The sequence below is a fragment of the Pseudomonas sp. NY11955 genome (assembly GCF_048068035.1).
Lineage (GTDB): Bacteria > Pseudomonadota > Gammaproteobacteria > Pseudomonadales > Pseudomonadaceae > Aquipseudomonas.
Map to the genome: position 1 here is coordinate 559,973 of NZ_JBLUPS010000002.1, position 21,477 is coordinate 581,449.

Consider the following 21,477-nt stretch of genomic DNA (forward strand, 5'->3'; position numbering starts at 1 on the left):
GCTTGGTCTGTACCCGGCGCAAGAGCAACCCGGATCAGGCCAGCTCGTTTTCCATGCGGTCAATGCACTGCTGCATCTGTTCCCGGCACTGCTCGATCAACTGCGGCAGGTCCTGCTGGGTCATGCCCGCCGTGGCGATTGGCGGCAGCGAGCGCACGATCACGCTGCGCTGGCGCCAGCTGTTCAGGCTCAAGCGCCCGGCGTAGCGGCTGACACAGACCGGCACGATTGGCACGCCGGCCTCGATGGCCATGTGAAACGCGCCTTTCTTGAACGCCAGCAAATGCTCGCCGGCATTGCGGGTGCCTTCGGGGAAAATCCAGATCGAGGTGTCGTTCTGCAGAACCCGGGTGGTCTTGTGCATGGCCTTGCGCGCCTGGTAGGCGTTCTTGCGGTCGATCAGCACGTTGCCACCCAGCCAGAACAACTGGCCGAACAGCGGGATCCAGCCCAGGCTTTTCTTGCCGATGGCCACGGTGCGTTGTGGTACCACCTGGCCCAGCACGAACAGGTCGAAGTTGGACTGGTGGTTGGCAACGATCACACAGCCGGGCGGTTGGTCCCACAGGGGGCCAACCTCGGCCTTGACCTTGATGCGCATCAGCCAGGTGGCCGGCACGCTGTAGAGCCGGGCGAACACGCGGCTGTTGTCGGGGTTGAAGGGGCGGCACAGGCCAATGATCAGGCCCAGCACGCCAACGGCAAGAAAATGCAGCGCCAGTAGGAACATGCGCAATGAATAAAGCATGGTACGGCTCACACCAGACAGTCGCCGGGGAGTGTACGGGTGTGCACTGGTTGGGGCAAACCTTGGTGTAAGCCTGTTCCGGCCCTTTTGCGGTCAGCCCATATGGTGCTGGTCCAGCTCGATTGCCTTGTCCAGCGCCTCCAGCAGCCCCTTGCGCACCTTCAGCTTGGTGTTCTTGTGCGCCAGCATGTTCAGCTTTTTCAGCTCCCGCGCCGCGGCCAGTGCCGCTTCCTGCAACTGCTCGGCCGGCACTACCTTGTCGAGGAAACCGGCACCCACCGCACCTTGCGGGTCGAACACTTCGGCGTTGATCACCGAGCGCTGGAAGGCCGAGCGATGCAGGCGGTCGCGGGCCAGTTCAATACCGGCATGGTGCATGGTCATGCCGATCTGCACTTCGTTCAGGCACACCTTGTACGGGCCTTCGACACCGATGCGGTAGTCGGCCGACAGCAGCAGGAAGGCCCCTTTGGCCACGGCATTGCCGGGGCAGGCGACCACCACCGGGAACGGGTGCGACAGCAGGCGACGGGCGAGGGTGGAGCCGGCGGTGACCAGGCCGATGGCTTCCTTCGGGCCGCTGGTCATCACCTTGAGGTCGTAACCGCCCGACAGAATGCCCGGCTGCCCGGTGATGATCACCACCGCGCGCTCTTCGCTGGCACGGTCGAGCGCTGCGTTGAAGGCATTGATGACGTCCGGCGAGATGGCGTTGACCTTGCCATTGTTCAGGGTCAGGGTGGCGATGCCGTCTTCGGCGTGGTAGGTAATCAGCTCGCTCATGGCAGAGTCCTTTTGTTGGCGTGGCGACGACGTTACCCAGCGCCAGGGGCAAGGTAAAGCAGCAAGGCTGACTGGTCGGTCAGCGTTCACCGTGGCCCAAGTGCAAATACATGAAAAAATTGAAAAAAATGCTTGCCAAAGGGAATGTCTTTCAATAAATTAGCGCACCTCGACAGGCTGCAAGGCTTGAAGAGAAACGGTGAAGTGTCCGAGTGGTCGAAGGAGCACGCCTGGAAAGTGTGTATACGAGAAATCGTATCAAGGGTTCAAATCCCTTCTTCACCGCCACATTCTACGAAGAGCCCCCGCGCTGAAAAGCCGGGGGCTTTTTGTTTTTGACGCCTTTGGGGGCCGCTTTGCGGCCCATTCGCAGCACAAGGCTGCTCCTACAGGAATCGCGTTTACCCTTGTAGGAGCAGCCTTGTGCTGCGAATGGGCTGCAAAGCAGCCCCAAAAAATCTAGAAGCTAACCGAGGCCGATAGCCGGGCCGTACGTGGCGCGCCCTGGAACAGGTAGTTATCCCCCAGGTAATCCCCCACATCACGCCAGTAACGCTTGTCGAACAGGTTATCCACCGTCAGCCGCAGCACCGTGTCGTACCCGGCAATGCGCGTGCGGTAGCGGCTGCCAAGATCGAACACGGTATACCCGCCAACCTGCACATTCCCCGCCTGGCTCGCATACTTGCTGGCGCTGTAACGCGCCCCGCCCAGCAGCGCCAGGCCTGGCACCGGCAGGCTGTATTCCGCCTGCAGCGCCGCTCGGAACCTGGGCACGTTGATCGCCTGGTGCCCTTCATAGTCATCGGTACCGCTGTTCTGCACCCGTGCGCGAATGGCGGCTGCGCTGGCTTGCACCTGCAGGTTCGAGGTCACCCAGCCGCTGGCGCCCAGCTCCAGGCCGGTATTTTTCTGCTGGCCTTGCTGCAGGTAGGTGAAGTTGCCAGCACCGTCAGGGCGCGCGTACTGGTAAGCCTGGCGGATCTGGAACAGCGCGGCACTGAAACTCAGGCCCTGCCAGTCATGCTTGAGGCCCAGCTCCAGCTGGTGGGAGGTGGTGGGGGCAAGGATTTCGAATCGGTTCAGCGCAAACCAAGGTGCCGTGCCACCGGCAGACAGGCCCTTGGAATAGCTGGCATACACCGTGGTGTTCGGCTGCGGTTTAAATATGATCGCAGCATTGGGCAGCAGCTCGTATTGACGGGTGTGGCGCCCGGCAACGCCGTTTTCGTCCCAGGTCTTTTCATCCAGGCGAACTTCACGGGCGCCCAGTACGGTCTGCCATTGTTCGTTGAAGCTGATGCGGTCGCTGACGAACAGGCCGTATTGGCGGCTGTCGAGGCGGCGCTCGCTGGACTTGATGGGGTTTGCGGATGGATCAAAAGCGGGCGCCCCGGTTTGGATGTTGCCTGTGCCGACCCATTCCATGTAGCTGGGGCGCTGATCCAGCGTGCGCCGTTGCGCGCTGCTGCCCACGGTCAGCTCATGGCCCACACCCAGCGCGTCGAAGCGCCCGTTGAGCATGGCCTGCGCCTCGTCGATGCGGCGGGTGTCGTCGGGGCTGCGGAAGTCGTAGATGTCATAGTCGCCATTGCTGCCGAAAAACGCGCCTTCGCTCGAGCCCCAGGCAAACGCGCTGTAGTCGTCGATCACCACCTTACTGCGCGAGGCGCTCAAGCTGCCGGTCCAGGCGTCGTTGAAGCGGTACTCGAAGCGCCCGTCAAGGTTCAGCGAGTCGTTCTGCACGGGCTTGGCCCAGTGCTGATAAGCCAGGCGGTCATCCGGGTCGATGCCGTGGGGCACTTCGCTGCCGCCGAGCAACTGGTACCCCGGTACCGAGCGTTGTTCACGGTGCTGGTACTCGGCATCCAACTGCAGGGTGGCATCCGGGTTGATCTGCCAGTCGAACGCCAACGAGGCGAAGTCGCGCTTGCCGTCGGCGTGGTCGACGTACGAGCGGATGTCTTCATGGGCCAGGTTGGCGCGCAGGCCGAACTGCTTTTCGCTGCCGAACCATCCGCCCAGGTCGGTGGCCAGGTAGCGTTCGCCTTGTTCGTTGGTCGACACCGTGATGCTGCGTACGTCTTCGGCGCGCTTGGTTACATAGTTGATCAGCCCGCCCGGCTCCGAAACGCCGCTCTGCAGCCCGGACAGGCCCTTGAGCAGCTCCACCTGCTGTTTGTTTTCCAGGGCCACATTCTGCTCGCCGGCGATGGTCTGGCCATTGATGCGGTAGCTGCTGGCGGCGTTCAGCTCGAAGCCGCGCACATTGAAGTTTTCGTAGTAGCCGATGGGCGCGTAGCTTTCACCGACCGAGGCGTCGCTTTGCAGCACTTCGCTGAGCATGCGCACCTGGCGGTCTTCCAGCAGTTGCTGGCTGAACACGCTGACAGCGGCCGGTGTGTCGAGCAACGGCGCGGGCTGGAAGCCGCCCACGGTGGCTTGGCGTGCCTGGTAGCCATCATTGGCGTAGGTGTCGGAGACCTGCAACGGGGCCAGCACCACACTGTCTTCGGCAAGCACATGGGGGCATTGCAGGGCCAGGCCCAGGCTGAGCAGGCTCAGGGGCAGGCGGGGGTGATGCGAGGACATGCGGGGGCTCCGACCATGAAAAAAGGCGGCATCTTAACAGCCGCCTTCAACATGGAACGATCAGGGCCCCTGGATTTTCAGCCTGTGCCGGTCGGCCGCTTGTGCTGGCGCCAGTTGTCATCGATTTTCGACCAGGTCTTGCCATCGGTAATGGCCATGAGCTTGCGCCCATCCTTGAAGGTGGCCAGGAAGGTCGCTTCTTCTTCCTTGCCGCCCAGCCACAACCCGGCCAACAGCCCCACCGGCCCTGCCACCAGGGCGCCGGCCACGCCCCAGCCCAGGGCGCTGCCCAGGCTGCGGCTGGATTCCAGGCTGGCCAGCCGCAAGTCGCTGATGCGTGCCAGGGAAATCCGCTCGCCGGGAGAGGGGCTGCGCGGGGTCTTGAGAGTAAGCGATCCGTTGCGATACTCGCCTTCACCTTGCAAGAAATCGCCGGATTGCACCGTGAGTCTTGTCATAAAGTCGTCCTGTCAGGGAAAGGGCATTTTTCCAGCGCCTACTGAGCGCTGCCCGGGCAGGCAAGTCAACGGCCATGCGACGGAGGGTAGTGCGGTGCTTTGTCGCCCTAGCTGATGGCCTCTTCGCGGGCACGCCCGCTCCCACAGGTTAAGGGTAGTCATACCCCTGTGGGAGCGGGCGTGCCCGCGAATGATCCAATGATGGTTTTTCAGACCACTTGCAATGCGTTCTTGCGCTTGCGTTCTGCCAGGCCCCATGCCAACAACGCCAACCCGCCAATCACCAACCCCGCCATCACGATCCCACTCCAGCCCTGGTGCTGGAACAATTGCGTGCCCAGCAACGACCCCAGTGCCCCGCCAATGAAGTAGCAGGTGATGTACCCAGCATTCAGCCGCGTGCGCGCTTCGGGTCGCAGGGCGATCACGGCGTTCTGGTTGCTCACGTGCACCAGCTGCACCGCCAGGTCGAGCATCAACACACCCAGCAACAAGGCCAGCAGCGACTGCTCGGCAAAACCCAGCGGCACCCATGACAACAGCAACACCACCAGGCCCACGGTGGTGCCCAGCGAGCCCTTGCCACGGTCGGCCAGCCGCCCGGCCCAGTTGGCTGAAAGCGCACCCGCGGCGCCCGCCAGGCCGAACAGGCCGATCACCGCATCCGAATAATGGTAGGGGCCTTTTGCTAGCAGGAACGCCAGCGGCGTCCAGAACAGCGCGAACAGGCTGAACGACAGCAAGCCGAGCAGTGAGCGCAGACGCAGTACGGGTTCTTCGAGGAACAGGCGGAACACCGAGCCGATCAGGGCCGGGTACTTCAACCCGGCATGGCTGTGGTGCTGCGGCAGGCTGCGGTACAGCGCCACGGCGGTGATTGCCATGAGTATGGCGGCCAGCACGTAGATGCTGCGCCAGCCGCCCAGTTCGGCCATGAAGCCGGCAGCGGTACGTGCCAGCAGGATGCCCAGCAGCAGGCCGCTCATCAGCGTGCCGACCGCGCGCCCACGCTGATGCGGCTCGCTCAGGGTAGCGGCCATCGGCACGAGGATCTGCGCCACCACCGAGAACAGCCCGGTCAACGCCGTGCCGAGGATCAGCCAAGGCAGGCTCGGGGCACAAGCGCTGATGACCAGGCCCAGGGTGGAGATAGCGGTCATCACGGTAATCAGCCGGCGCTGTTCGAACAGGTCACCCAGCGGTGCCAGCAGCAACAGGCCGGCGCCATAGCTGAGCTGCGCGGCAATCACGATGCTGCCGGCGCTGGCAGTGCTCAGGCCAAACTGCTGGGCGATGCTGTGCAGCAGCGGTTGGGCGTAGTAGTTGCTGGCCACGGCCAGGCCAGTGGCGGTGGCCATCAGCAAGATCAGGGCGCGGCTGAGTGTGGGGGTGTGCATGCGGTTCTCGGGGCGGGCAGTAGAGTGCGGTGAAGCTTAACAAGACTACAGGATCACCACAGGCCTGAACCTGTGGTGATCCTGTGGGCGATTCCAGGGTTTCTGGTAACCCAGCGATCAGGCCGCGAACCCACCATCCACGGTCAAGCTGGCTCCGGTGATGTAGCCCGCTTCAGGCCCCGCCAGGTAGGCCACGAAGCTGGCAATTTCCTCCGGCTCGCCATACCGGCCGATCGCCATTAGTGGGATCAGGCTTTCGGCAAACTCGCCACTGGCGGGGTTCATGTCGGTGTCCACCGGCCCCGGTTGCACGTTGTTCACGGTAATGCCCTGCGGCCCAAGGTCACGCGCCATGCCGCGAGTCAGGCCAACCAGTGCCGACTTGCTCATGGCGTATGGCGCGCCGCCGGCGAACGGCATGCGCTCGGCATTGGTGCTGCCGATGTTGATGATGCGCCCGCCCTGGCCCATGTAGCGCGCTGCGGCCTGGCTGGCGACGAACACGCTGCGCACGTTCACTGCCAGCAGGCGGTCGAAGTCGGCCAGGTCGAATTCGCTCACCGGTGCCACCGCCAGCACACCAGCGTTGTTGACCAGGATATCCAGCCTGCCGAAGGCTTTTACGGCGTCATCCACCGCCAACTGCACGGCCGCTGCATCGGCACTGTCAGCACGCAGGGCCAGGGCCTTGCCGCCGTTTTCGCTGATTTCCCGGGCCAGTTCTTCTGCCGGGCCGGCAGAGCTGACATAGGTGAAGGCCACGTGCGCGCCTTCGCGGGCCAGGCGCCGCACGATGGCGGCACCAATGCCGCGGGAACCGCCCTGTACCAGGGCCACTTTGCCTTCGAGTGTAAGTTGCTTGGACATGCTGATCTCCTGCTGGAAGCCAGGCCGAATGCCTTGGATGGGCGCAGTATCGGCGCTCGATTAGCTGCTGATAAGATGGTAATCACTATCTGCTGAGTAAACCTTTGGTTGCCAATCATGGCCATGGAATCGTTCAACGCGTTGGAATGCTTCATCCGCAGTGCCGAAGTCGGCAGTTTTGCCGAGGCTGCCAGGCGCTTGAGCATTACCCCGGCCGCCGTGGGTAAGCACGTTGCCCAGCTGGAAGCACGCCTGGGTGTGCGGTTGTTCCAGCGTAGTACCCGCAAGCTGACCTTGACTGAAGCCGGGCAGCGTTTTCTCGGCGAGGTCAGTGACAGCTTCCGCACCATCCAGTACGCCGTGGCCAACCTGGCCAGTGCCGAAGGCCAGCCGGCCGGGTTGTTGCGGGTGAGCATGGGCACGGTGTTCGGGCGTTTGTATGTGCTGCCGTTGCTGAGCGAGTTTCTGCGTCGCTATCCGGCGATTATCCCTGACTGGCATTTCGACAACCGTCAGGTTGACTTGATCGGCCAAGGCTTCGATGCAGCGATTGGCGGTGGTTTCGAACTGCCGCCGGGGGTGGTGGCGCGCAAGCTGACCCCAGCGCACCGGGTGTTGGTGGCGGCACCGGCCTATCTGCGGCGGCACGCGCCGATAGCAGACCCGCAGGGGCTGCAGCGCCATGACGGCATCCTGATCCGCTCGCCGCAGACTGGGCGGGTACGCTCGTGGCCGTTGACCAGTCGTTGGCAGGTGCAGCAGCCGCTGCAATTGCGCCAGGCGATGACCATGAGCGATTCGGATGCGGCGTGCGCGGTGGCCGAGCAGGGGCTGGGGATTGCCCTGGTGAGCCTGCCGTTTGCCGTGCCCTACTTGCAGGAGGGGCGGCTGCAGCGGGTGTTGCCGGACTGGTATGTGGACGATGGGCACATCAGCCTGTATTTCGCCGAGCACAAGCTGATGCCGGGCAAGACCCGGGCATTCATCGATTTTGTGGTGGAGCAATTTGCCGAACAGGGGCTTGCCGAGCGGTTCGATGCCCTGCGGTCTCTGTAGGAGCAGCCTTGTGCTGCGAAGAGGCCGGCAAGGCTATGGATCGACTGTGGCCCCTTCGCAGCGCAAGGCTGCTCCTACACAAGGCGATCACAGGGCTGATGCCAGTGGTCGCCTTCAGACCACATCAGCAATGAACAATGTCTGCGCGCCCAGATTCACCTCGTCATCGATCTTCTTGCCCATCAACTGTTGCCCCAGCGGCGAACGCGGGGTAATCACCGTCACTAGCCCATCCCCCTCGCCAATCTTCAACCCCGCGGCTTCAGGCCCGAGGAACAGCCGGCGTTGCCCACCATCCTCATCCTCCAGCGCCACCAGGTTGCTCACTTGCACGCCCCGCGCCGGGTCGTAGTCACGCAGCAGCAATTGCTGGTAATTCAACAGCGCCTGGCGTATCTCGGCACTGCGCCGGGCCTGCCCGGTGGCCAGGTACGAGGCTTCCAGGCCCAGGGTGTCGTACTTGTTCTCGGCAATGTTCTCTTCGGCGGTGGCGGCCTCGTAGGCGGTTTGCGCCGCCCGCGTCAGCACATCCAAGTCGCGCTCGAGGGTGGCGACGATCAGCGCCAATAGGTGCGGCTTGTCCATGGTCAGTAACAGAACTCCAGCACGTTGGCCTGGCTTTTGTCGGTGGGTGCGGTGCGGTTCTGCTGCAGCCAGAACTGGCACTTCGGGCTGTTGAGGTTGCGCGGGTTGCCTTGGGCGGCCTCGGCGGCCTGTTGCAGTTCCTGCTTGTGCAGGATGTCCTTGTAGCGCTCGAACATCTCGGCCTGGGTGTCCTGCGCGGCAGCCGGCGCAGCGGGTGCGGCGGGGCGGTGCACGGTGGGTGCGACAGCCTGGACCAGAGGTTGCACCTGCTGTGGCCACCACTGCAGGGCCAACCACAGGCTCACGGCAATCGCCACCGCGCCCAGCCACAGGCCCAAGGCAACGCATGCAATCAGCGGCAACGGCTTGAGGGTGATCTTCAGTTCACGGTGGCGGGGCATGGCAGCCTCCTGGCAGGGTAGTCGGGGTGCATTGTCGCATGCGCTTGGGGATTTTTCCGCGCAGGTGCTTTTGTCGGCGACAATTTATGCGCAGAATTCGCGGTTTTTGCACCAGCACGGGAGGGGCGCATGAACGCCACCTGGGACATTTTCTGCAGTGTCGTCGACAATTACGGCGACATCGGCGTGACCTGGCGCCTGGCCCGGCAGTTGGTCGACGAGCATGGCCTGGCGGTGCGCCTGTGGGTGGATGACCTCGACGCTTTCACGCCCATGTGCCCCGGCGCCGACGCCACTGCCGCGCAACAGTGGCAGCACGGTGTGGATGTGCGCCACTGGCCGCGAGCGTGGCTGCCGGTGGCGCCGGCCGACGTGGTGATCGGCGCGTTCGCCTGTCAATTGCCGGCGGCCTATGTCGAGGCCATGCGTGCCCGTCCATTGCCGCCGCTATGGCTGAACCTTGAGTACCTCAGTGCCGAGGACTGGGTGGAGGGCTGCCATGGCTTGCCTTCGCCGCAGCCCAACGGCCTGCGCAAGGTGTTTTTCTTCCCGGGCTTTACTGAAAAGACCGGTGGCTTGCTGCGAGAAGGCTCGCTGCTGGCGCGGCGTGATGCGTTCCAGCAGTCGGCCGATGCGCGCCAGGCTTTCCTGCAGGGGCTAGGCGTAGCTCCCGTGCCGGGCGCGTTGCTGATTTCGCTGTTCGCTTACGAAAACCCGCAGTTGGCCAACTGGCTCGATGCCCTGGCCACGGGCGCGCAACCGTGCCACCTGCTGGTGCCGCAGGGGCGCATCGTCGCGGGGCTCAGCCAGTGGCTTGGCGAAGCGCACCTGCAGGCAGGGGAGGTGCGCACGCGTGGGGCGCTGACCGTGCAGGTGCTGCCATTCGTCAGCCAGGACGACTTCGATCGGTTGTTGTGGTGTTGCGATTTCAATGCGGTGCGCGGCGAAGACTCGTTCGTACGCGCCCAGTGGGCCGGGCAGCCGATGCTGTGGCACATCTATGTGCAGGACGAAAATGCCCATTGGGAAAAGCTCGAAGCGTTTCTGGCGCTGTATCGACGCGGCCTGTCAGGCGAAGCCGATGCTGCCTTGCTTGGCCTGTGGCGCGCCTGGAACATGGATTTCGACATGGGCGAGGCCTGGCAGGCGGCCCGCCAGCACTGGCCGGAACTGCAGCAACATGCCCGGCGTTGGGGGGCGCGACAGGCCGCTCAGCCGGACCTTGCCACAGCGCTAGTACACTTTTACCGAAATTCGCTATGATACGCGGCCTCGATTTTTATAAATCCATCCAGATTCGGATACTTCGTAATGAAAACTGGTAAAGAACTGAAACCCGGTACCGTCCTGCGGATCGACAACGACCCGTGGCTGGTTCAAAAAGCTGAGTTCACCAAGTCGGGCCGTAACAGCGCGATCATGAAGACCAAGCTGAAGAACCTGCTGACCGGCTACAAGACCGAAACCGTATACGGTGCGGACGACAAGCTGGACGACGTGATCCTGGATCGCAAAGAAGCGACCCTGTCGTTCATCAGCGGTGACTCGTACACCTTCATGGACACCACCGACTACACCATGTACGAACTGAACGCCGAAGACATCGACGCCGTTCTGCCGTACATCGAAGAAGGCATGGAAGACATCTGCGAAGCCGTGTTCTTCGAAGGCCGCCTGGTATCGGTTGAACTGCCGACCACCATCAGCCGTCAGGTTGTCTACACCGAGAACGCTGCTCGCGGCGACACCTCGGGCAAGGTCATGAAGCCTGCCAAGCTGAAGAACGGCACCGAGATCCAGGTTGCCGACTTCATCCAGATCGACGAGTGGATCGACATCGACACTCGCGACAACAGCTTCAAAGGCCGTTCCAAGAAGTAATTCTTCTTGCGTGACGCAAAAAAAACCCGGCCTTGGCCGGGTTTTTTTATGCCTGTGCCTTACACCGTCACATGCAGACGTACATCCACATTACCGCGGGTGGCGTTGGAGTACGGGCACACCTTGTGCGCCTTTTCCACCAGCCCTTCGGCATCGGCCTGGGCCAGGCCAGGCAGGTTGATGTGCAGGTCGATGTCCAGGCCAAAGCCGCCTGGGATCTGACCGATGCCCACCTTGGCGGTGATCGAGGCATCTGCCGGCAGGGCTTTCTTCTCTTGCCCGGCCACGAACTTCAAGGCGCCGATGAAGCAGGCCGAGTAACCGGCGGCGAACATCTGCTCGGGGTTGGTGCCATCACCGCCAGCACCGCCCAGTTCCTTGGGGGTGCTCAGGCTGACGGCCAGCTTGCCGTCGCTGGAGCGGGATTTGCCGTCGCGCCCACCGGTAGAGGTAGCTTCTGCGATGTACAGCGGAGTGACCTTTTGCATCTTGAGCCTCGCTAATGTGCTGTGCGCTCCTGTTCGCAGGAGGGCGCGGGTTGGTGTGGGATTTAAGTTAGCGCGCAATTAGTTAGCGCGCAAGATAAATCGTCACCGTTTATCCGAACGGCCATTGCACAGCATAGCCCTCAGAGGTTTTTCTGCAGGTTCTCGCGCAGGTTCAACAGGTCGGCCTGCAGTTGCTGCAGCTGCTCCAGGCTGCGCCCGCTGGCCTTGAGGATGCACTGTGGTACCTCTTTGGCCTGCTGTTGCAAGGCGCGGCCTTTGTCGGTCAGCTGTACCATCACTACCCGTTCGTCCTCGCGGCTGCGGTTGCGCTGCAGCAGGCCTTCGCTTTCCAGGCGCTTGAGCAGTGGGGTCAGCGAGCCTGGGTCGGTCAGCAGGTGCTGGCTGATTTCGCCCACGGTCAGGCCGTCACGCTCCCACAGCACCAGCATGGCCAGGTATTGCGGGTAGGTCAGGCCCAGCGCCTGCAACAACGGTTTGTAGACCTTGGTCATCAGCAACGAGGTGGAGTGCAGGGCGAAACAGACCTGGTTGTCCAGCAGCAGCTCGTCACAGGAGGCTTGGGTGTCGGCGTTCATGCAGGTCCTTGAAGGTAATCAATGGAAAATTCTGGCGCGCTGATCATTAGTGCACGCATTACTCGCGCAGTTCACTGCGCAACGCCAGGTCCCAAGGTGGAATCGGGCTGAAGCGGTTCTTGAGAAATTCGAGCAGCAAACGGCTGCGAGAGTTCGTTTCATGTTCCAGGCGCAGTGCGTAGATACCACTGGTCTCGGCTTCAGGCAGGCCGCCTTGGCAAAACAACGGGATCAGTTCGCCGCGCAGCAGGTACTCGCTGATCAGCCAGGTGGGTAGGTGGGCTACCCCTAAGCCGGCGAGGGCGCCGAACAGCAAGGTTTCAGCGTTGTTGGCAGCCATGCGCATGCGCGCGGGGCGGTACAGGCGGGTTTGCCCGGCCACACTAAAGCGCCAGGCAAACGGCGGTGCCAGGCCGTCCCAGTCCAGGCCGTCATGCCCGGGCAACTCGCTGGGGCAGGTGGGTACGCCACGGTTGGCCAGGTAGGCGGGGCTGGCGCAGGCGATGCGCACCATGTAGGCCAGTGGGGTGGCGACCAGGCGGGTGTCGGCCAAGGGGCCGGCGCGCAGCACCAGGTCGACCTCGCCCAGGTGGCTGCCATGCAGGTCGACGAAGCTGTCGATCAAGCGCAGTTGCACGTCCAGGCCCGGATAGGCCACCAGGAAATCGGCAATGGCCGGGGCCAAGTGGCGGCGGCCGAATGCGGCGGGCGCATCGATGCGGATCAGCCCTTCGGGGGCATTGCTCAGCGATACCGCTTCGGCCCGGGCCAGGCGCAGCTCGTCGATGATGCGCCTGGCCCGCTCGGCAAAGGCATTGCCCGCGGGCGTGGCGCGTACGGCATGCGTGCTACGGGTAAACAGGCGGCTGCCGACGGCGCTTTCCAGGTTGTCGATGCGCCGGGCCACGGCGGACGGTCTCAGCGGGTGGCGACGGGCGGCGGCAGAAAAGCTGCCGGTTTCCAGCACATCGAGGAACAGGCTCAATTGGTCGGTCAGGGTATCGGGGCTCATGGCTGCCTTGCTTTTGCGAAATACGCATAGCCATTGTGCGCTGCTGTGCGTTTCCCCGCCAGGGCGCAATCGTTAGCATGCTCGCATTACTGGAAATGACGGACGAGGCCCTGATGATCGAGTGGTTGTTGTATATCGTGCTGGGCGCAGCCTTGGGCACCATGGGAGGCGTGTTCGGCATTGGCGGCGGGCTGATCGCGATTCCGGCGCTGGGCGTGTTGTTTGGCTTGGACCAGCAACTGGCGCAGGGCACGGCGCTGGTGATGGTGGTGCCGAACGTGCTGCTGGCGCTGTGGCGTTATCATCAGCGCAACCGCATCACGTTGCGCCATGCGCTACCGCTGTCGGCGTGCAGCTTCTTGTTCGCCTGGTTGGGGTCGATCTGGGCGGTGGGGCTGGATGCGCATTCCATGCGCCTGGGCTTTGTTGGCTTTCTGGTGGCGCTGGCGGTGTGGAATGTGGCGCGGATGTTCATGAAGGTGTCGCCGCCGAGTGCCGAACTGCGCTATGCCTGGCCGTGGCTGGGTGTGCTGGGCAGTTTTGCCGGCACCATGGGCGGCTTGTTCGGGGTGGGTGGGGCGGTGGTGGCCACGCCGATCCTGACCAGTGTGTTCGGCACCACCCAGGTGGTGGCGCAGGGGCTGTCACTGGCGCTGGCGGCGCCGAGTACCTTGGTCACGCTGGTGACCTATGGTGTGCACCATAGCGTTGACTGGGGGGTGGGCGTTCCGTTGGCGGTGGGGGGCTTGCTCAGCATCAGTTGGGGGGTGAAGCTGGCGCATGCGCTGCCGGAGAAGGTGTTGCGGGCGATGTTCTGTGTGTTTTTGGTGGTGTGTGCGGTGATGCTGGGGTTTGAGGTTTGAGATTTTGGGGCCGCTTTGCGGCCCATTCGCAGCGCAAGGCTGCTCCTACATGAACCCCTCGACGATGTAATCCGCCATGCAATCGGTAATAGGCGAAGGGTTTTGCGTACTGCGCACCAGCATCACATTGGCCACTGGTAACTGCGGCAGCCCATCCTGCTCACCCAAAATGCGAATGTTCCCACCAATCAGGCTCTGCAACTGCGCGGTCACCGCCAGCCCCGCCGTGACAATGGCGAAGATCGCCGCCAGGCTGGGGCTGGTATAGGCAATGCGGTAATCGATGCCTTGTGCTTCCAGGGCATTGCAGGTCCAGGCGCGGCAGAAGCAGTCGGTGTTGAACAGCGCCACCGGCATCGGCCGCTGTTCCTGTGGGCAAAAGCCTTCGGCGGCGGCCCACACCAGGCGTTCCTGGCGCAGCAATTGACCCACCTCGTTGCCCGGCTCGCGGGTGACGATGGTCAGGTCCAGGTCCTGGCGCAGCATCAGCTGCTTGGACGAGTCGCAGTGCACCTCCACCTGCACCAATGGGTAGGCCTGGGCAAAGCTCGACAGAATGGTCGGCAGAAAACGCATGGCGTAGTCGTCCGGTGTGCCAATGCGCACCAGCCCGACCATGTGCGGCATGCGCAGGGTGTTGAACACCTCGCCATGCAGTTTAAGGATGCGTCGGGCGTAGCCCAGCAGCACCTGGCCTTCGGCAGTCAGCCGTACCTGGCGGCCATCACGTTCGAACAGCTGACGCTGCAGGATGTCTTCTTCCAGGCGTTTCATTTGCATGCTCACCGCCGACTGGGTGCGGTTGACCACCTCGCCGGCGCGGGTGAAGCCGCCTTGCTCGGCGATGGCGACGAAGGTGCGCAGTACGTCCGCATCGAGGCTCTGGTACTGGGACATTGCATCAATCTCCGAGATGCATGGCATCAGAAACATTCGTTGGATTGATCTTATGCCTGGCGTGACACTGAGGCCATCAACACGGAGGGCTTCACGATGAAAGGTCATGTCAGCAGCATCCAGCAACCTGCCTTTTCCCTGAACCACCTGTGGCATGCGGCCCTGCAGCGTCCGGCGCGCTGGCTGCAGCTGTATCGTCAGCGCCAGGAACTGGCCCGCCTCAGCGATGCAACCTTGCACGACCTGGGGTTGAGCCGGGCGGATATCCAGCAAGAGGCCGAGCGGCATTTTTGGGATGATCCCCTGCGTAAATAGGCTAAGTTTGTCGGTGGATTTACCGGCCTCTTCGCGGGCAAGCCCGCTCCTACAGGTACTTGAGCGTTGTGCGGTACCTGTAGGAGCGGGCTTGCCCGCGAAAAGGCCGGAACAGCCGTCACAAGGAGATCAGGCTTGCCTCTCAAGTTGTCCATCAGCCAGGCCCGCCGCCTGTGCCTTTCTGCCCAAGGTTTCGGCAAACAGCCAGAAACGGCCCCGACCCTCCCGGCCCTCAAGCGCATGCTGCATCGGCTAGGCGTGTTGCAGATCGACTCGGTCAACGCCTTGGTCCGTTCGCACTACCTGCCACTGTTTTCCCGCCTGGGTGATTACTCGCCAGCGACCCTCGACCAACTCGCCTGGGGCCAAGGCCGTCAGCGCCAGTTGTTCGAATACTGGGGCCACGAAGCGTCGCTGCTGCCGTTGAGCCTGTACCCGCTGCTGCGCTGGCGCATGGCCCATGCTGCCGACGGCCGGGGTATCTACCGCCAGCTCGCGCAGTTCGGCCGCGAGCGCCAGGACGTGATCGCCCGGGTGCTGGCCGCCGTGCGTGAACAGGGCGCACTGGGCGCCGGCAGCCTGTCCTCCCGCGAGGAACGTGCCGGCCCCTGGTGGGACTGGAGCGAGGAAAAGCACGCGCTGGAGTGGCTGTTCGCCGCAGGCCAGGTGACTGTGGCGGGGCGCCGTGGTTTCGAGCGGCTTTACGATGTACCGGACAAGGTGTTGCCCAAGGCGATCCTCGACCAGCCACGGCCCCGCGAGGCCGAGGCGCATCAGGGCCTGATGCTGCACGCCGCCACCGCCTTGGGTGTCGCCACCGAGCGCGACTTGCGTGACTACTTTCGTCTGGAGCCCGCTCAGGCCAGGGCGGCGCTGGCCGAGCTGCTTGCAGATGGCAGGCTGCAAGCAGTCGAGGTGCAGGGTTGGAAGCCTCGGGCTTATTGCGTCGGCACGCCGCGCATTGCTCGGCGCATAGCGGCCAGCGCGCTGCTGTCGCCGTTCGATTCACTGGTCTGGGAGCGCAACCGTACCGAGCGCTTGTTCGACTTCCGCTACCGCCTGGAAATCTACACACCGGCGCACAAACGGGTGTATGGCTACTACGTGCTGCCGTTTCTGTACCGCGAACGCATCGTCGCGCGGGTAGACCTGCGGGCCGAACGCGCCCAAGGGCAACTGGCGGTGCACGCCGTGCATGCAGAAACGCCAGGGCTGGACGAGGAGAGGTATCACGCGCTGGCGGGCAACCTGTTGCGCCTGGCCAGCTGGTTGGGGCTGGAGCGGGTGCAACTGAACTGCCCACGCACAGAGGGCAGCCAGTTGCGCCGGGCTTTGCTTAGCGCCGCACCTGTTTGAGCGTTTCGGCAATCAAGAACGCCAGCTCCAGCGACTGATCGGCATTCATCCGCGGGTCGCAATGGGTGTGATACCGGTCAGACAGCGCGTCTTCGGTGATTGGCCGGGCACCGCCGATGCATTCGGTAACGTTCTGCCCGGTCATCTCGATGTGTATGCCACCGGCATGGCTGCCCTCGGCCTGGTGCACCTGGAAGAACTGCTTCACCTCATCCAGGATCTGCGCAAAATCGCGGGTCTTGTAGCCGCTGCTGGCCTTGATGGTGTTGCCGTGCATCGGGTCGGAGCTCCATAGCACTTTGCGCCCCTCGCGCTCGACGGTGCGGATCAGCCCCGGCAGGTGGTCGCCGACTTTGTTCGCACCCATGCGCACGATCAGGTTCAGGCGCCCCGGGTCGTTGGCCGGGTTGAGCGTGTCGATCAGGCGGATCAGCTCTTCTGGGTTCATGCTTGGGCCAACCTTGACCCCGATCGGGTTGTGCACGCCGCGCAGGAACTCCACATGGGCGCCGTCGAGCTGGCGAGTGCGGTCGCCGATCCACAGCATGTGCGCCGAGCAGTCGTAGTAGTCGCCGGTCAGGCTGTCCTGGCGCACGAACGCTTCTTCATAGTTCAGCAGCAGGGCTTCGTGGGCCGTGAAGAAGCTGGTTTCGCGCAGTTGCGGCGCGCTGTCCAGGCCGCAGGCGCGCATGAACGCCAGGGTTTCGTCGATGCGGTTGGCCAGTTGGTGGTACTTGTCGGCCAGCGCCGAGTTGGCGATGAAGTCCAGGTTCCACTTGTGCACCTGGTGCAGGTCGGCAAACCCGCCCTGGGCGAACGCGCGCAGCAGGTTGAGGCTGGCGGTGGCCTGGTGATAGGCCTGCAGCAGGCGCTCCGGGTCGGGGATGCGGCTTTTGGCGTCGAAGCCGATGCCGTTGACGATGTCGCCGCGGTAGGCGGGCAGGGTGATGTCGCCGATGGTTTCATCGCCAGATGAGCGCGGTTTGGCGAACTGCCCAGCCATGCGCCCCACCTTGACCACCGGGCAGCCGGCGGCAAAGGTCATGACAATGGCCATTTGCAGCAGCACCTTGAAGGTGTCGCGGATTTTCGCGGCCGAGAACTCGGCGAAGCTCTCGGCGCAATCGCCACCCTGCAGCAGGAACGCGCGGCCTTCGGTGACTTCGGCGAACTGCCGGCGCAGCTCGCGCGCCTCGCCCGCGAACACCAACGGCGGGTAGCTGGCCAAGGTCTGTTCAACCTTCAGCAGGTGCGCGGCATCGGGGTAGGTCGGTTGCTGCTGGATCGGCAGTGCGCGCCAGCTGTCAGGGCTCCACGGTTGGTTCATCTCGGGCTCGGTCTTGTCGGTTGTAGGCTAAGGGCCATGGTAACAGTTGGCGCTGCGCTTGTTGCATCGAGGGTGTTGGCGGACAATGCGCGTTTTTGCGCGGGTGGGTGGTGAGCATGACGGCGGATCGGGAAGAGCGGCTGCTGGCACGGGTAGAGGACGCCTTTGGCGTCATCAGCGTGTACGAAGTGGACGACTACCGCTTTCTGGAATTCGGCGATGCCATCGAGCAAAGCTGCGTGTTCACGGCCGACCCTAGCTGGCTGGAGTACGACTACACCCGTGCAATGCTGGTGGGCGCTTTGTGCCATGAACAGCCGGAAAGCGCGCTGTTTCTCGGTTTGGGCGCCGGTACGTTGACCCAGGCCTGCATGAAGTTCCTGCCGCTGGACGACATCGAGGCCATCGAGCTGCGCCCGGATGTGCCGCGCCTGGCCATGGAGTACCTGGGCCTGGATGATGATCCGCGTTTGTACGTGCGCATCGGCGATGCCCTGGAGCTGTTGCCCACAGCCGAGAAGGCCGACCTGCTGTTCGTCGACTTATATACCGACCACGGGCCGGGAGTAGGGCATTTGGCATGGAACTTCCTGGAGAACTGCCAGCAGCAACTGAACCCGGGTGGCTGGCTGGTGATCAACCAGTGGGCCACCGATGATGGCAAGCCACTGGGTGCGGCGCTGCTGCGCGGGTTGTACCACCGGCATTACTGGGAACTGCCGGTGAAGGAGGGCAACGTGATCTTGCTGGTGCCGGCGGACCTGGAGCAGACACTGGACCTGGATGGGTTGCGGGCCCGGGCCGAGGCGCTGGCGCCGCGACTGGGTTATAGCTTGGAAGGGCTGATTCGTGAGATTCGGCCAGCTACCTGAGTTGGGTTCTTCGCGGGCTTGCCCGCTCCCACAGGGATGTCACAGTGTTCAAGGGCGGTGAGCATCCTGTGGGAGCGGGTTTACCCGCGAAGCAGGCAGCGCGGTATCACAGGCAGGAATCGTTTCAGCCGTACTTGCCTGATGGCTCGATAATGGCCCCGCACCCCGAAAATATTCCTCACGTCTCTGCACTATTTCGGGTATAGTACGCGCCGGTCTTTTAGCGGACCTCAAAATCAGGTGGTGCAAATCCTCCGAGTCCAGCTTCGGCTGCACGTCCGCTAGGCGGACCTTCCCAAGTTTTCTTTTTCAATCGTTTTCGCAAATCCCCGCCGCCAAAGCTGCCTGGGTGACCTGACGGTCTTTCAAGGCATGTGCAGCTTTGGAGCATGGGTCTTTGCGGATGCACCTAGAGGCAGACCCATGACCCAGGAAACCGGCGGTTTCGCCGCTCTCGATCTTAATCCGAACATTGTTGCTGCCGTTCTGGCGACCGGCTACGAAGAGCCGTCCGCCATTCAGCAACAATCGATCCCGATCATCCTCGCCGGTCACGACATGATCGGCCAGGCGCAGACGGGCACCGGCAAGACCGCTGCCTTCGCCCTGCCGATCCTCAACAAGATCGATGTGAGCAAGCGCGAACCGCAAGCCCTGATCCTGGCGCCAACCCGTGAGTTGGCGCTGCAAGTTGCTACCGCTTTCGAAACCTACGCCAAGCAGATGCCAGGCGTGAACGTGGTCGCCGTGTACGGTGGTGCCCCGATGGGCCCACAGCTGCGTGCGATCCGCAACGGCGCGCAAATCGTCGTCGCTACCCCAGGTCGTCTGTGCGACCACCTGCGCCGTGACGAGAAAGTCCTGTCGACCGTACAGTACCTGGTACTGGACGAAGCCGACGAGATGCTGAAGCTGGGCTTCATGGACGACCTCGAAGTGATCTTCGACGCAATCCCGGCTACCCGTCAGACCGTACTGTTCTCCGCTACCCTGCCGTCGTCGATCCGTTCGATCGCCGAGCGTCACCTGCGCGAGCCCAAGCACGTCAAGATCCAGAGCAAGACTCAGACCGTTACCGCGATCGAGCAGGCCCACCTGATGGTCCACGCCGACCAGAAGATCCCGGCTGTGCTGCGTCTGCTGGAAGTGGAAGAGTTCGACGCGCTGATTGCCTTCGTGCGCACCAAGCAAGCCACCCTGGACCTGGCCGCCGCGCTGGAAGCCAAGGGCTACAAGGCTGCCGCGCTGAACGGCGACATCGCCCAGAACCAGCGTGAGCGCGTGATCGACTCGCTCAAGGATGGCCGCCTGGACATCGTCGTCGCCACCGACGTCGCCGCCCGTGGCCTGGACGTACCGCGCATCACCCACGTGTTCAACGTCGATATGCCGTACGACCCGGAATCCTACGTGCACCGTATCGGCCGTACCGGCCGTGCCGGTCGCGATGGCCGTGCGCTGCTGCTGGTGACCCCGCGTGAGCGCCGCATGCTGCAGGTGATCGAGCGTGTTACCGGGCAGAAAGTTGCCGAAGCGCGCCTGCCGAATGCTCAGGCCGTGCTGGATGCCCGCATCAAGAAGCTGACCTCGAGCCTGGCGCCGCTGGTAGCCGAAGCAGAAGCCACCCATGGCGAGCTGTTCGACCGCCTGACCGCTGATTTGGGTTGCAGCGCGCGTGCCTTGGCTTCGGCCCTGCTGCGCAAAGCGACCAATGGCCAGGCGCTGGACCTGGCGGCGGTAGAGCGCGAGCAGCCGCTGGTGCCAAGCTTCGCCCCACGTGGCGAGCGTACCGAGCGCGGTGAGCGTAGCGAGCGCCCAGACCGTGGTGACCGTGAGCGCCGTGCGCCGCTGCCGCTGGCCGAAGGCCGCGTGCGTTGCCGTACTGCCCTGGGTGCCCGTGACGGCATCGCTGCCAAGAACCTGCTGGGTGCGATCCTCAACGAGGGTGGCCTGGCGCGTGACGCTATCGGTCGCATCCAGGTGCGCGACAGCTTCAGCCTGGTCGAGCTGCCAGAAGACGGCCTGGAGAAGCTGCTGTCCAAGCTCAAGGACACCCGCGTGGCTGGCAAGCAGCTGAAGCTGCGTCGCTACCGCGAGGATTGATCCTGGCGCAATGAAAAAATCCCCGGCCTTGGCTGGGGATTTTTTTTTGCCTGTGCCACCCCTCACGGGTGTTCAGTCGAACCGATAGATGTCCATCCCCAGTGCCCCCAAGGTGAACCCTTGGTGCACCACGCCGAATTTGCCCCCAGCACCCAGGGCAAAGAACAGTGGCAGGAAATGCTCATCACTGGGATGGTTACGCACTGCATAGGGCGCCTGATTGCGGTAATCCAGCAACGACGCCTGGTCATCCTCCTGTAGCCGATCTACCACCCAATCCCTGAACGCCAGGGCCCAGGGCTCGATCACCTCCGGCCCCGCATGCCAGTCCAGTTCCCCAAGGTTATGGGTGATACTGCCCGAACCCATCAGCAAAATGCCCTGCTCGCGCAACCCTGCCAATGCCTGCCCCACCTTGAGCTGCAGTGCCGGCCCCATTTGGCTGGGCAGTGAAACCTGCACCACTGGAATGCCCGCATCCGGGTACATCAGCGACAACGGCACCCAGGCGCCATGGTCGAACGGGCGCTGCGCATCCAGCCGCGCGGGTAGCCCCGCAGCTATCAACAACTCGCTGACCTGGCCGGCAAGGGCAGGTGCGCCCGGCGCTGGGTACTGCACCGCATACAAGGCGGGTGGGAAGCCGTAGAAGTCATGCCAGGTTTCTGGCTGTGCGCTGCCGGTGACCAGCAGCTCGCGGCTTTCCCAGTGCGCCGACACCACCACGATCGCTTTTGGCCGTGGCAGCGCGTTGGCCAGGCCGGCCAGCGCCGGCCCGCTGGCGCCGGGTTGCAGGGCGAGCATGGGGGAACCGTGGGAAATGAACAGGCTGGGCAGCATGGCGAGGTCCTGAGGGTTAAGATGCACTCATCTTCGATCA

21 protein-coding genes, 1 tRNA gene and 1 pseudogene are annotated in these 21,477 nt (G+C 63.4%); 9 read left to right on the forward strand and 14 right to left on the reverse strand.

Features of this window, described 5'->3' with window-relative positions:
- Positions 1-34 precede the first annotated feature (34 nt).
- Together ACNFBR_RS05630 and ACNFBR_RS05635 are read right to left on the reverse strand one after the other, a co-directional pair.
- Positions 35-748, reverse strand: coding sequence for a lysophospholipid acyltransferase family protein (locus ACNFBR_RS05630; RefSeq protein ID WP_416734003.1), 714 nt, complete (start codon positions 746-748; stop codon positions 35-37).
- A 93-nt stretch (positions 749-841) separates the two neighbouring features.
- The gene (locus ACNFBR_RS05635) at positions 842-1,531 is read right to left on the reverse strand and encodes a crotonase/enoyl-CoA hydratase family protein (RefSeq protein ID WP_416734004.1); all 690 of its coding nucleotides are present in this window, start codon (positions 1,529-1,531) and stop codon (positions 842-844) included.
- A gap of 198 nt (positions 1,532-1,729) precedes the next feature.
- Between ACNFBR_RS05635 and ACNFBR_RS05640 the strand changes: the two genes are divergently transcribed.
- A tRNA-Ser gene (locus ACNFBR_RS05640) sits at positions 1,730-1,819 on the forward strand.
- A gap of 171 nt (positions 1,820-1,990) precedes the next feature.
- Here ACNFBR_RS05640 and ACNFBR_RS05645 read toward each other — a convergent pair.
- The 4 genes from ACNFBR_RS05645 to ACNFBR_RS05660 all read right to left on the reverse strand — a co-directional run bounded on the left by ACNFBR_RS05645 (position 1,991) and on the right by ACNFBR_RS05660 (position 6,845).
- The gene (locus ACNFBR_RS05645; protein ID WP_416734005.1) at positions 1,991-4,123 is read right to left on the reverse strand and encodes a TonB-dependent siderophore receptor; all 2,133 of its coding nucleotides are present in this window, start codon (positions 4,121-4,123) and stop codon (positions 1,991-1,993) included.
- 77 nt (positions 4,124-4,200) lie between these two features.
- Positions 4,201-4,581, reverse strand: a complete 381-nt coding sequence (locus ACNFBR_RS05650) for a hypothetical protein (protein ID WP_416734006.1) — start codon at positions 4,579-4,581, stop codon at positions 4,201-4,203.
- A 209-nt stretch (positions 4,582-4,790) separates the two neighbouring features.
- A complete protein-coding gene (locus tag ACNFBR_RS05655) occupies positions 4,791-5,978 on the reverse strand; it encodes an MFS transporter (RefSeq protein WP_416734007.1) in 1,188 nt (395 codons plus the stop codon).
- Between the two features lie 117 nt (positions 5,979-6,095).
- Positions 6,096-6,845, reverse strand: coding sequence for a 3-oxoacyl-ACP reductase family protein (locus ACNFBR_RS05660; protein ID WP_416734008.1), 750 nt, complete (start codon positions 6,843-6,845; stop codon positions 6,096-6,098).
- Between the two features lie 117 nt (positions 6,846-6,962).
- Here ACNFBR_RS05660 and ACNFBR_RS05665 point away from each other — a divergent pair, with 117 nt between their 5' ends.
- Positions 6,963-7,901: a LysR family transcriptional regulator gene (locus tag ACNFBR_RS05665; RefSeq protein WP_416734009.1), complete on the forward strand. Its 939-nt coding sequence runs from the start codon at positions 6,963-6,965 to the stop codon at positions 7,899-7,901.
- A gap of 114 nt (positions 7,902-8,015) precedes the next feature.
- Here the strand turns inward: ACNFBR_RS05665 and ACNFBR_RS05670 are convergent, their stop codons facing one another.
- Both ACNFBR_RS05670 and ACNFBR_RS05675 read right to left on the reverse strand, forming a co-directional pair.
- Entirely contained in the window at positions 8,016-8,486 is a 471-nt protein-coding gene (locus ACNFBR_RS05670) for a GreA/GreB family elongation factor (RefSeq protein WP_416734010.1), read from the reverse strand.
- A gap of 2 nt (positions 8,487-8,488) precedes the next feature.
- Positions 8,489-8,887: a hypothetical protein gene (locus tag ACNFBR_RS05675; protein ID WP_416734011.1), complete on the reverse strand. Its 399-nt coding sequence runs from the start codon at positions 8,885-8,887 to the stop codon at positions 8,489-8,491.
- Between the two features lie 129 nt (positions 8,888-9,016).
- Here ACNFBR_RS05675 and earP point away from each other — a divergent pair, with 129 nt between their 5' ends.
- Entirely contained in the window at positions 9,017-10,150 is a 1,134-nt protein-coding gene (earP, locus tag ACNFBR_RS05680) for an elongation factor P maturation arginine rhamnosyltransferase EarP (protein WP_416734012.1), read from the forward strand.
- A gap of 48 nt (positions 10,151-10,198) precedes the next feature.
- Positions 10,199-10,768, forward strand: coding sequence for an elongation factor P (efp, locus tag ACNFBR_RS05685; protein WP_012271109.1), 570 nt, complete (start codon positions 10,199-10,201; stop codon positions 10,766-10,768).
- Between the two features lie 59 nt (positions 10,769-10,827).
- On the opposite strand, the gene ACNFBR_RS05690 is transcribed toward efp, so the two are convergent.
- The 3 genes from ACNFBR_RS05690 to ACNFBR_RS05700 all read right to left on the reverse strand — a co-directional run bounded on the left by ACNFBR_RS05690 (position 10,828) and on the right by ACNFBR_RS05700 (position 12,864).
- The gene (locus ACNFBR_RS05690) at positions 10,828-11,256 is read right to left on the reverse strand and encodes an organic hydroperoxide resistance protein (RefSeq protein WP_085627158.1); all 429 of its coding nucleotides are present in this window, start codon (positions 11,254-11,256) and stop codon (positions 10,828-10,830) included.
- A gap of 140 nt (positions 11,257-11,396) precedes the next feature.
- Positions 11,397-11,852, reverse strand: coding sequence for a MarR family winged helix-turn-helix transcriptional regulator (locus tag ACNFBR_RS05695; RefSeq protein WP_103462855.1), 456 nt, complete (start codon positions 11,850-11,852; stop codon positions 11,397-11,399).
- Positions 11,853-11,910: 58 nt separating this feature from the next.
- A complete protein-coding gene (locus tag ACNFBR_RS05700) occupies positions 11,911-12,864 on the reverse strand; it encodes a LysR family transcriptional regulator (protein WP_416734013.1) in 954 nt (317 codons plus the stop codon).
- A gap of 113 nt (positions 12,865-12,977) precedes the next feature.
- Here ACNFBR_RS05700 and ACNFBR_RS05705 point away from each other — a divergent pair, with 113 nt between their 5' ends.
- Entirely contained in the window at positions 12,978-13,727 is a 750-nt protein-coding gene (locus ACNFBR_RS05705) for a sulfite exporter TauE/SafE family protein (RefSeq protein WP_416734032.1), read from the forward strand.
- A 45-nt stretch (positions 13,728-13,772) separates the two neighbouring features.
- On the opposite strand, the gene ACNFBR_RS05710 is transcribed toward ACNFBR_RS05705, so the two are convergent.
- Entirely contained in the window at positions 13,773-14,624 is an 852-nt protein-coding gene (locus tag ACNFBR_RS05710) for a LysR substrate-binding domain-containing protein (protein ID WP_416734014.1), read from the reverse strand.
- Between the two features lie 96 nt (positions 14,625-14,720).
- Between ACNFBR_RS05710 and ACNFBR_RS05715 the strand changes: the two genes are divergently transcribed.
- Both ACNFBR_RS05715 and ACNFBR_RS05720 read left to right on the forward strand, forming a co-directional pair.
- A complete protein-coding gene (locus tag ACNFBR_RS05715; RefSeq protein WP_012271115.1) occupies positions 14,721-14,939 on the forward strand; it encodes a DUF1127 domain-containing protein in 219 nt (72 codons plus the stop codon).
- A gap of 135 nt (positions 14,940-15,074) precedes the next feature.
- Positions 15,075-16,295: a winged helix-turn-helix domain-containing protein gene (locus tag ACNFBR_RS05720; protein ID WP_416734015.1), complete on the forward strand. Its 1,221-nt coding sequence runs from the start codon at positions 15,075-15,077 to the stop codon at positions 16,293-16,295.
- Here ACNFBR_RS05720 and ACNFBR_RS05725 read toward each other — a convergent pair.
- The gene (locus ACNFBR_RS05725; RefSeq protein WP_012271117.1) at positions 16,276-17,622 is read right to left on the reverse strand and encodes a class II 3-deoxy-7-phosphoheptulonate synthase; all 1,347 of its coding nucleotides are present in this window, start codon (positions 17,620-17,622) and stop codon (positions 16,276-16,278) included. The two genes, ACNFBR_RS05720 and ACNFBR_RS05725, sit on opposite strands and share 20 nt — an antisense overlap.
- A 116-nt stretch (positions 17,623-17,738) precedes the next feature.
- Here ACNFBR_RS05725 and ACNFBR_RS05730 point away from each other — a divergent pair, with 116 nt between their 5' ends.
- Together ACNFBR_RS05730 and ACNFBR_RS05735 are read left to right on the forward strand one after the other, a co-directional pair.
- Complete coding sequence (locus ACNFBR_RS05730; RefSeq protein WP_416734016.1) at positions 17,739-18,494, forward strand: spermidine synthase; 756 nt, start codon at positions 17,739-17,741, stop codon at positions 18,492-18,494.
- Positions 18,495-18,883: 389 nt separating this feature from the next.
- Positions 18,884-20,597: pseudogene (locus tag ACNFBR_RS05735) on the forward strand (DEAD/DEAH box helicase).
- 72 nt (positions 20,598-20,669) lie between these two features.
- On the opposite strand, the gene ACNFBR_RS05740 reads toward ACNFBR_RS05735, so the two are convergent.
- Entirely contained in the window at positions 20,670-21,437 is a 768-nt protein-coding gene (locus tag ACNFBR_RS05740; protein WP_416734017.1) for a DODA-type extradiol aromatic ring-opening family dioxygenase, read from the reverse strand.
- Positions 21,438-21,477 lie beyond the last annotated feature (40 nt).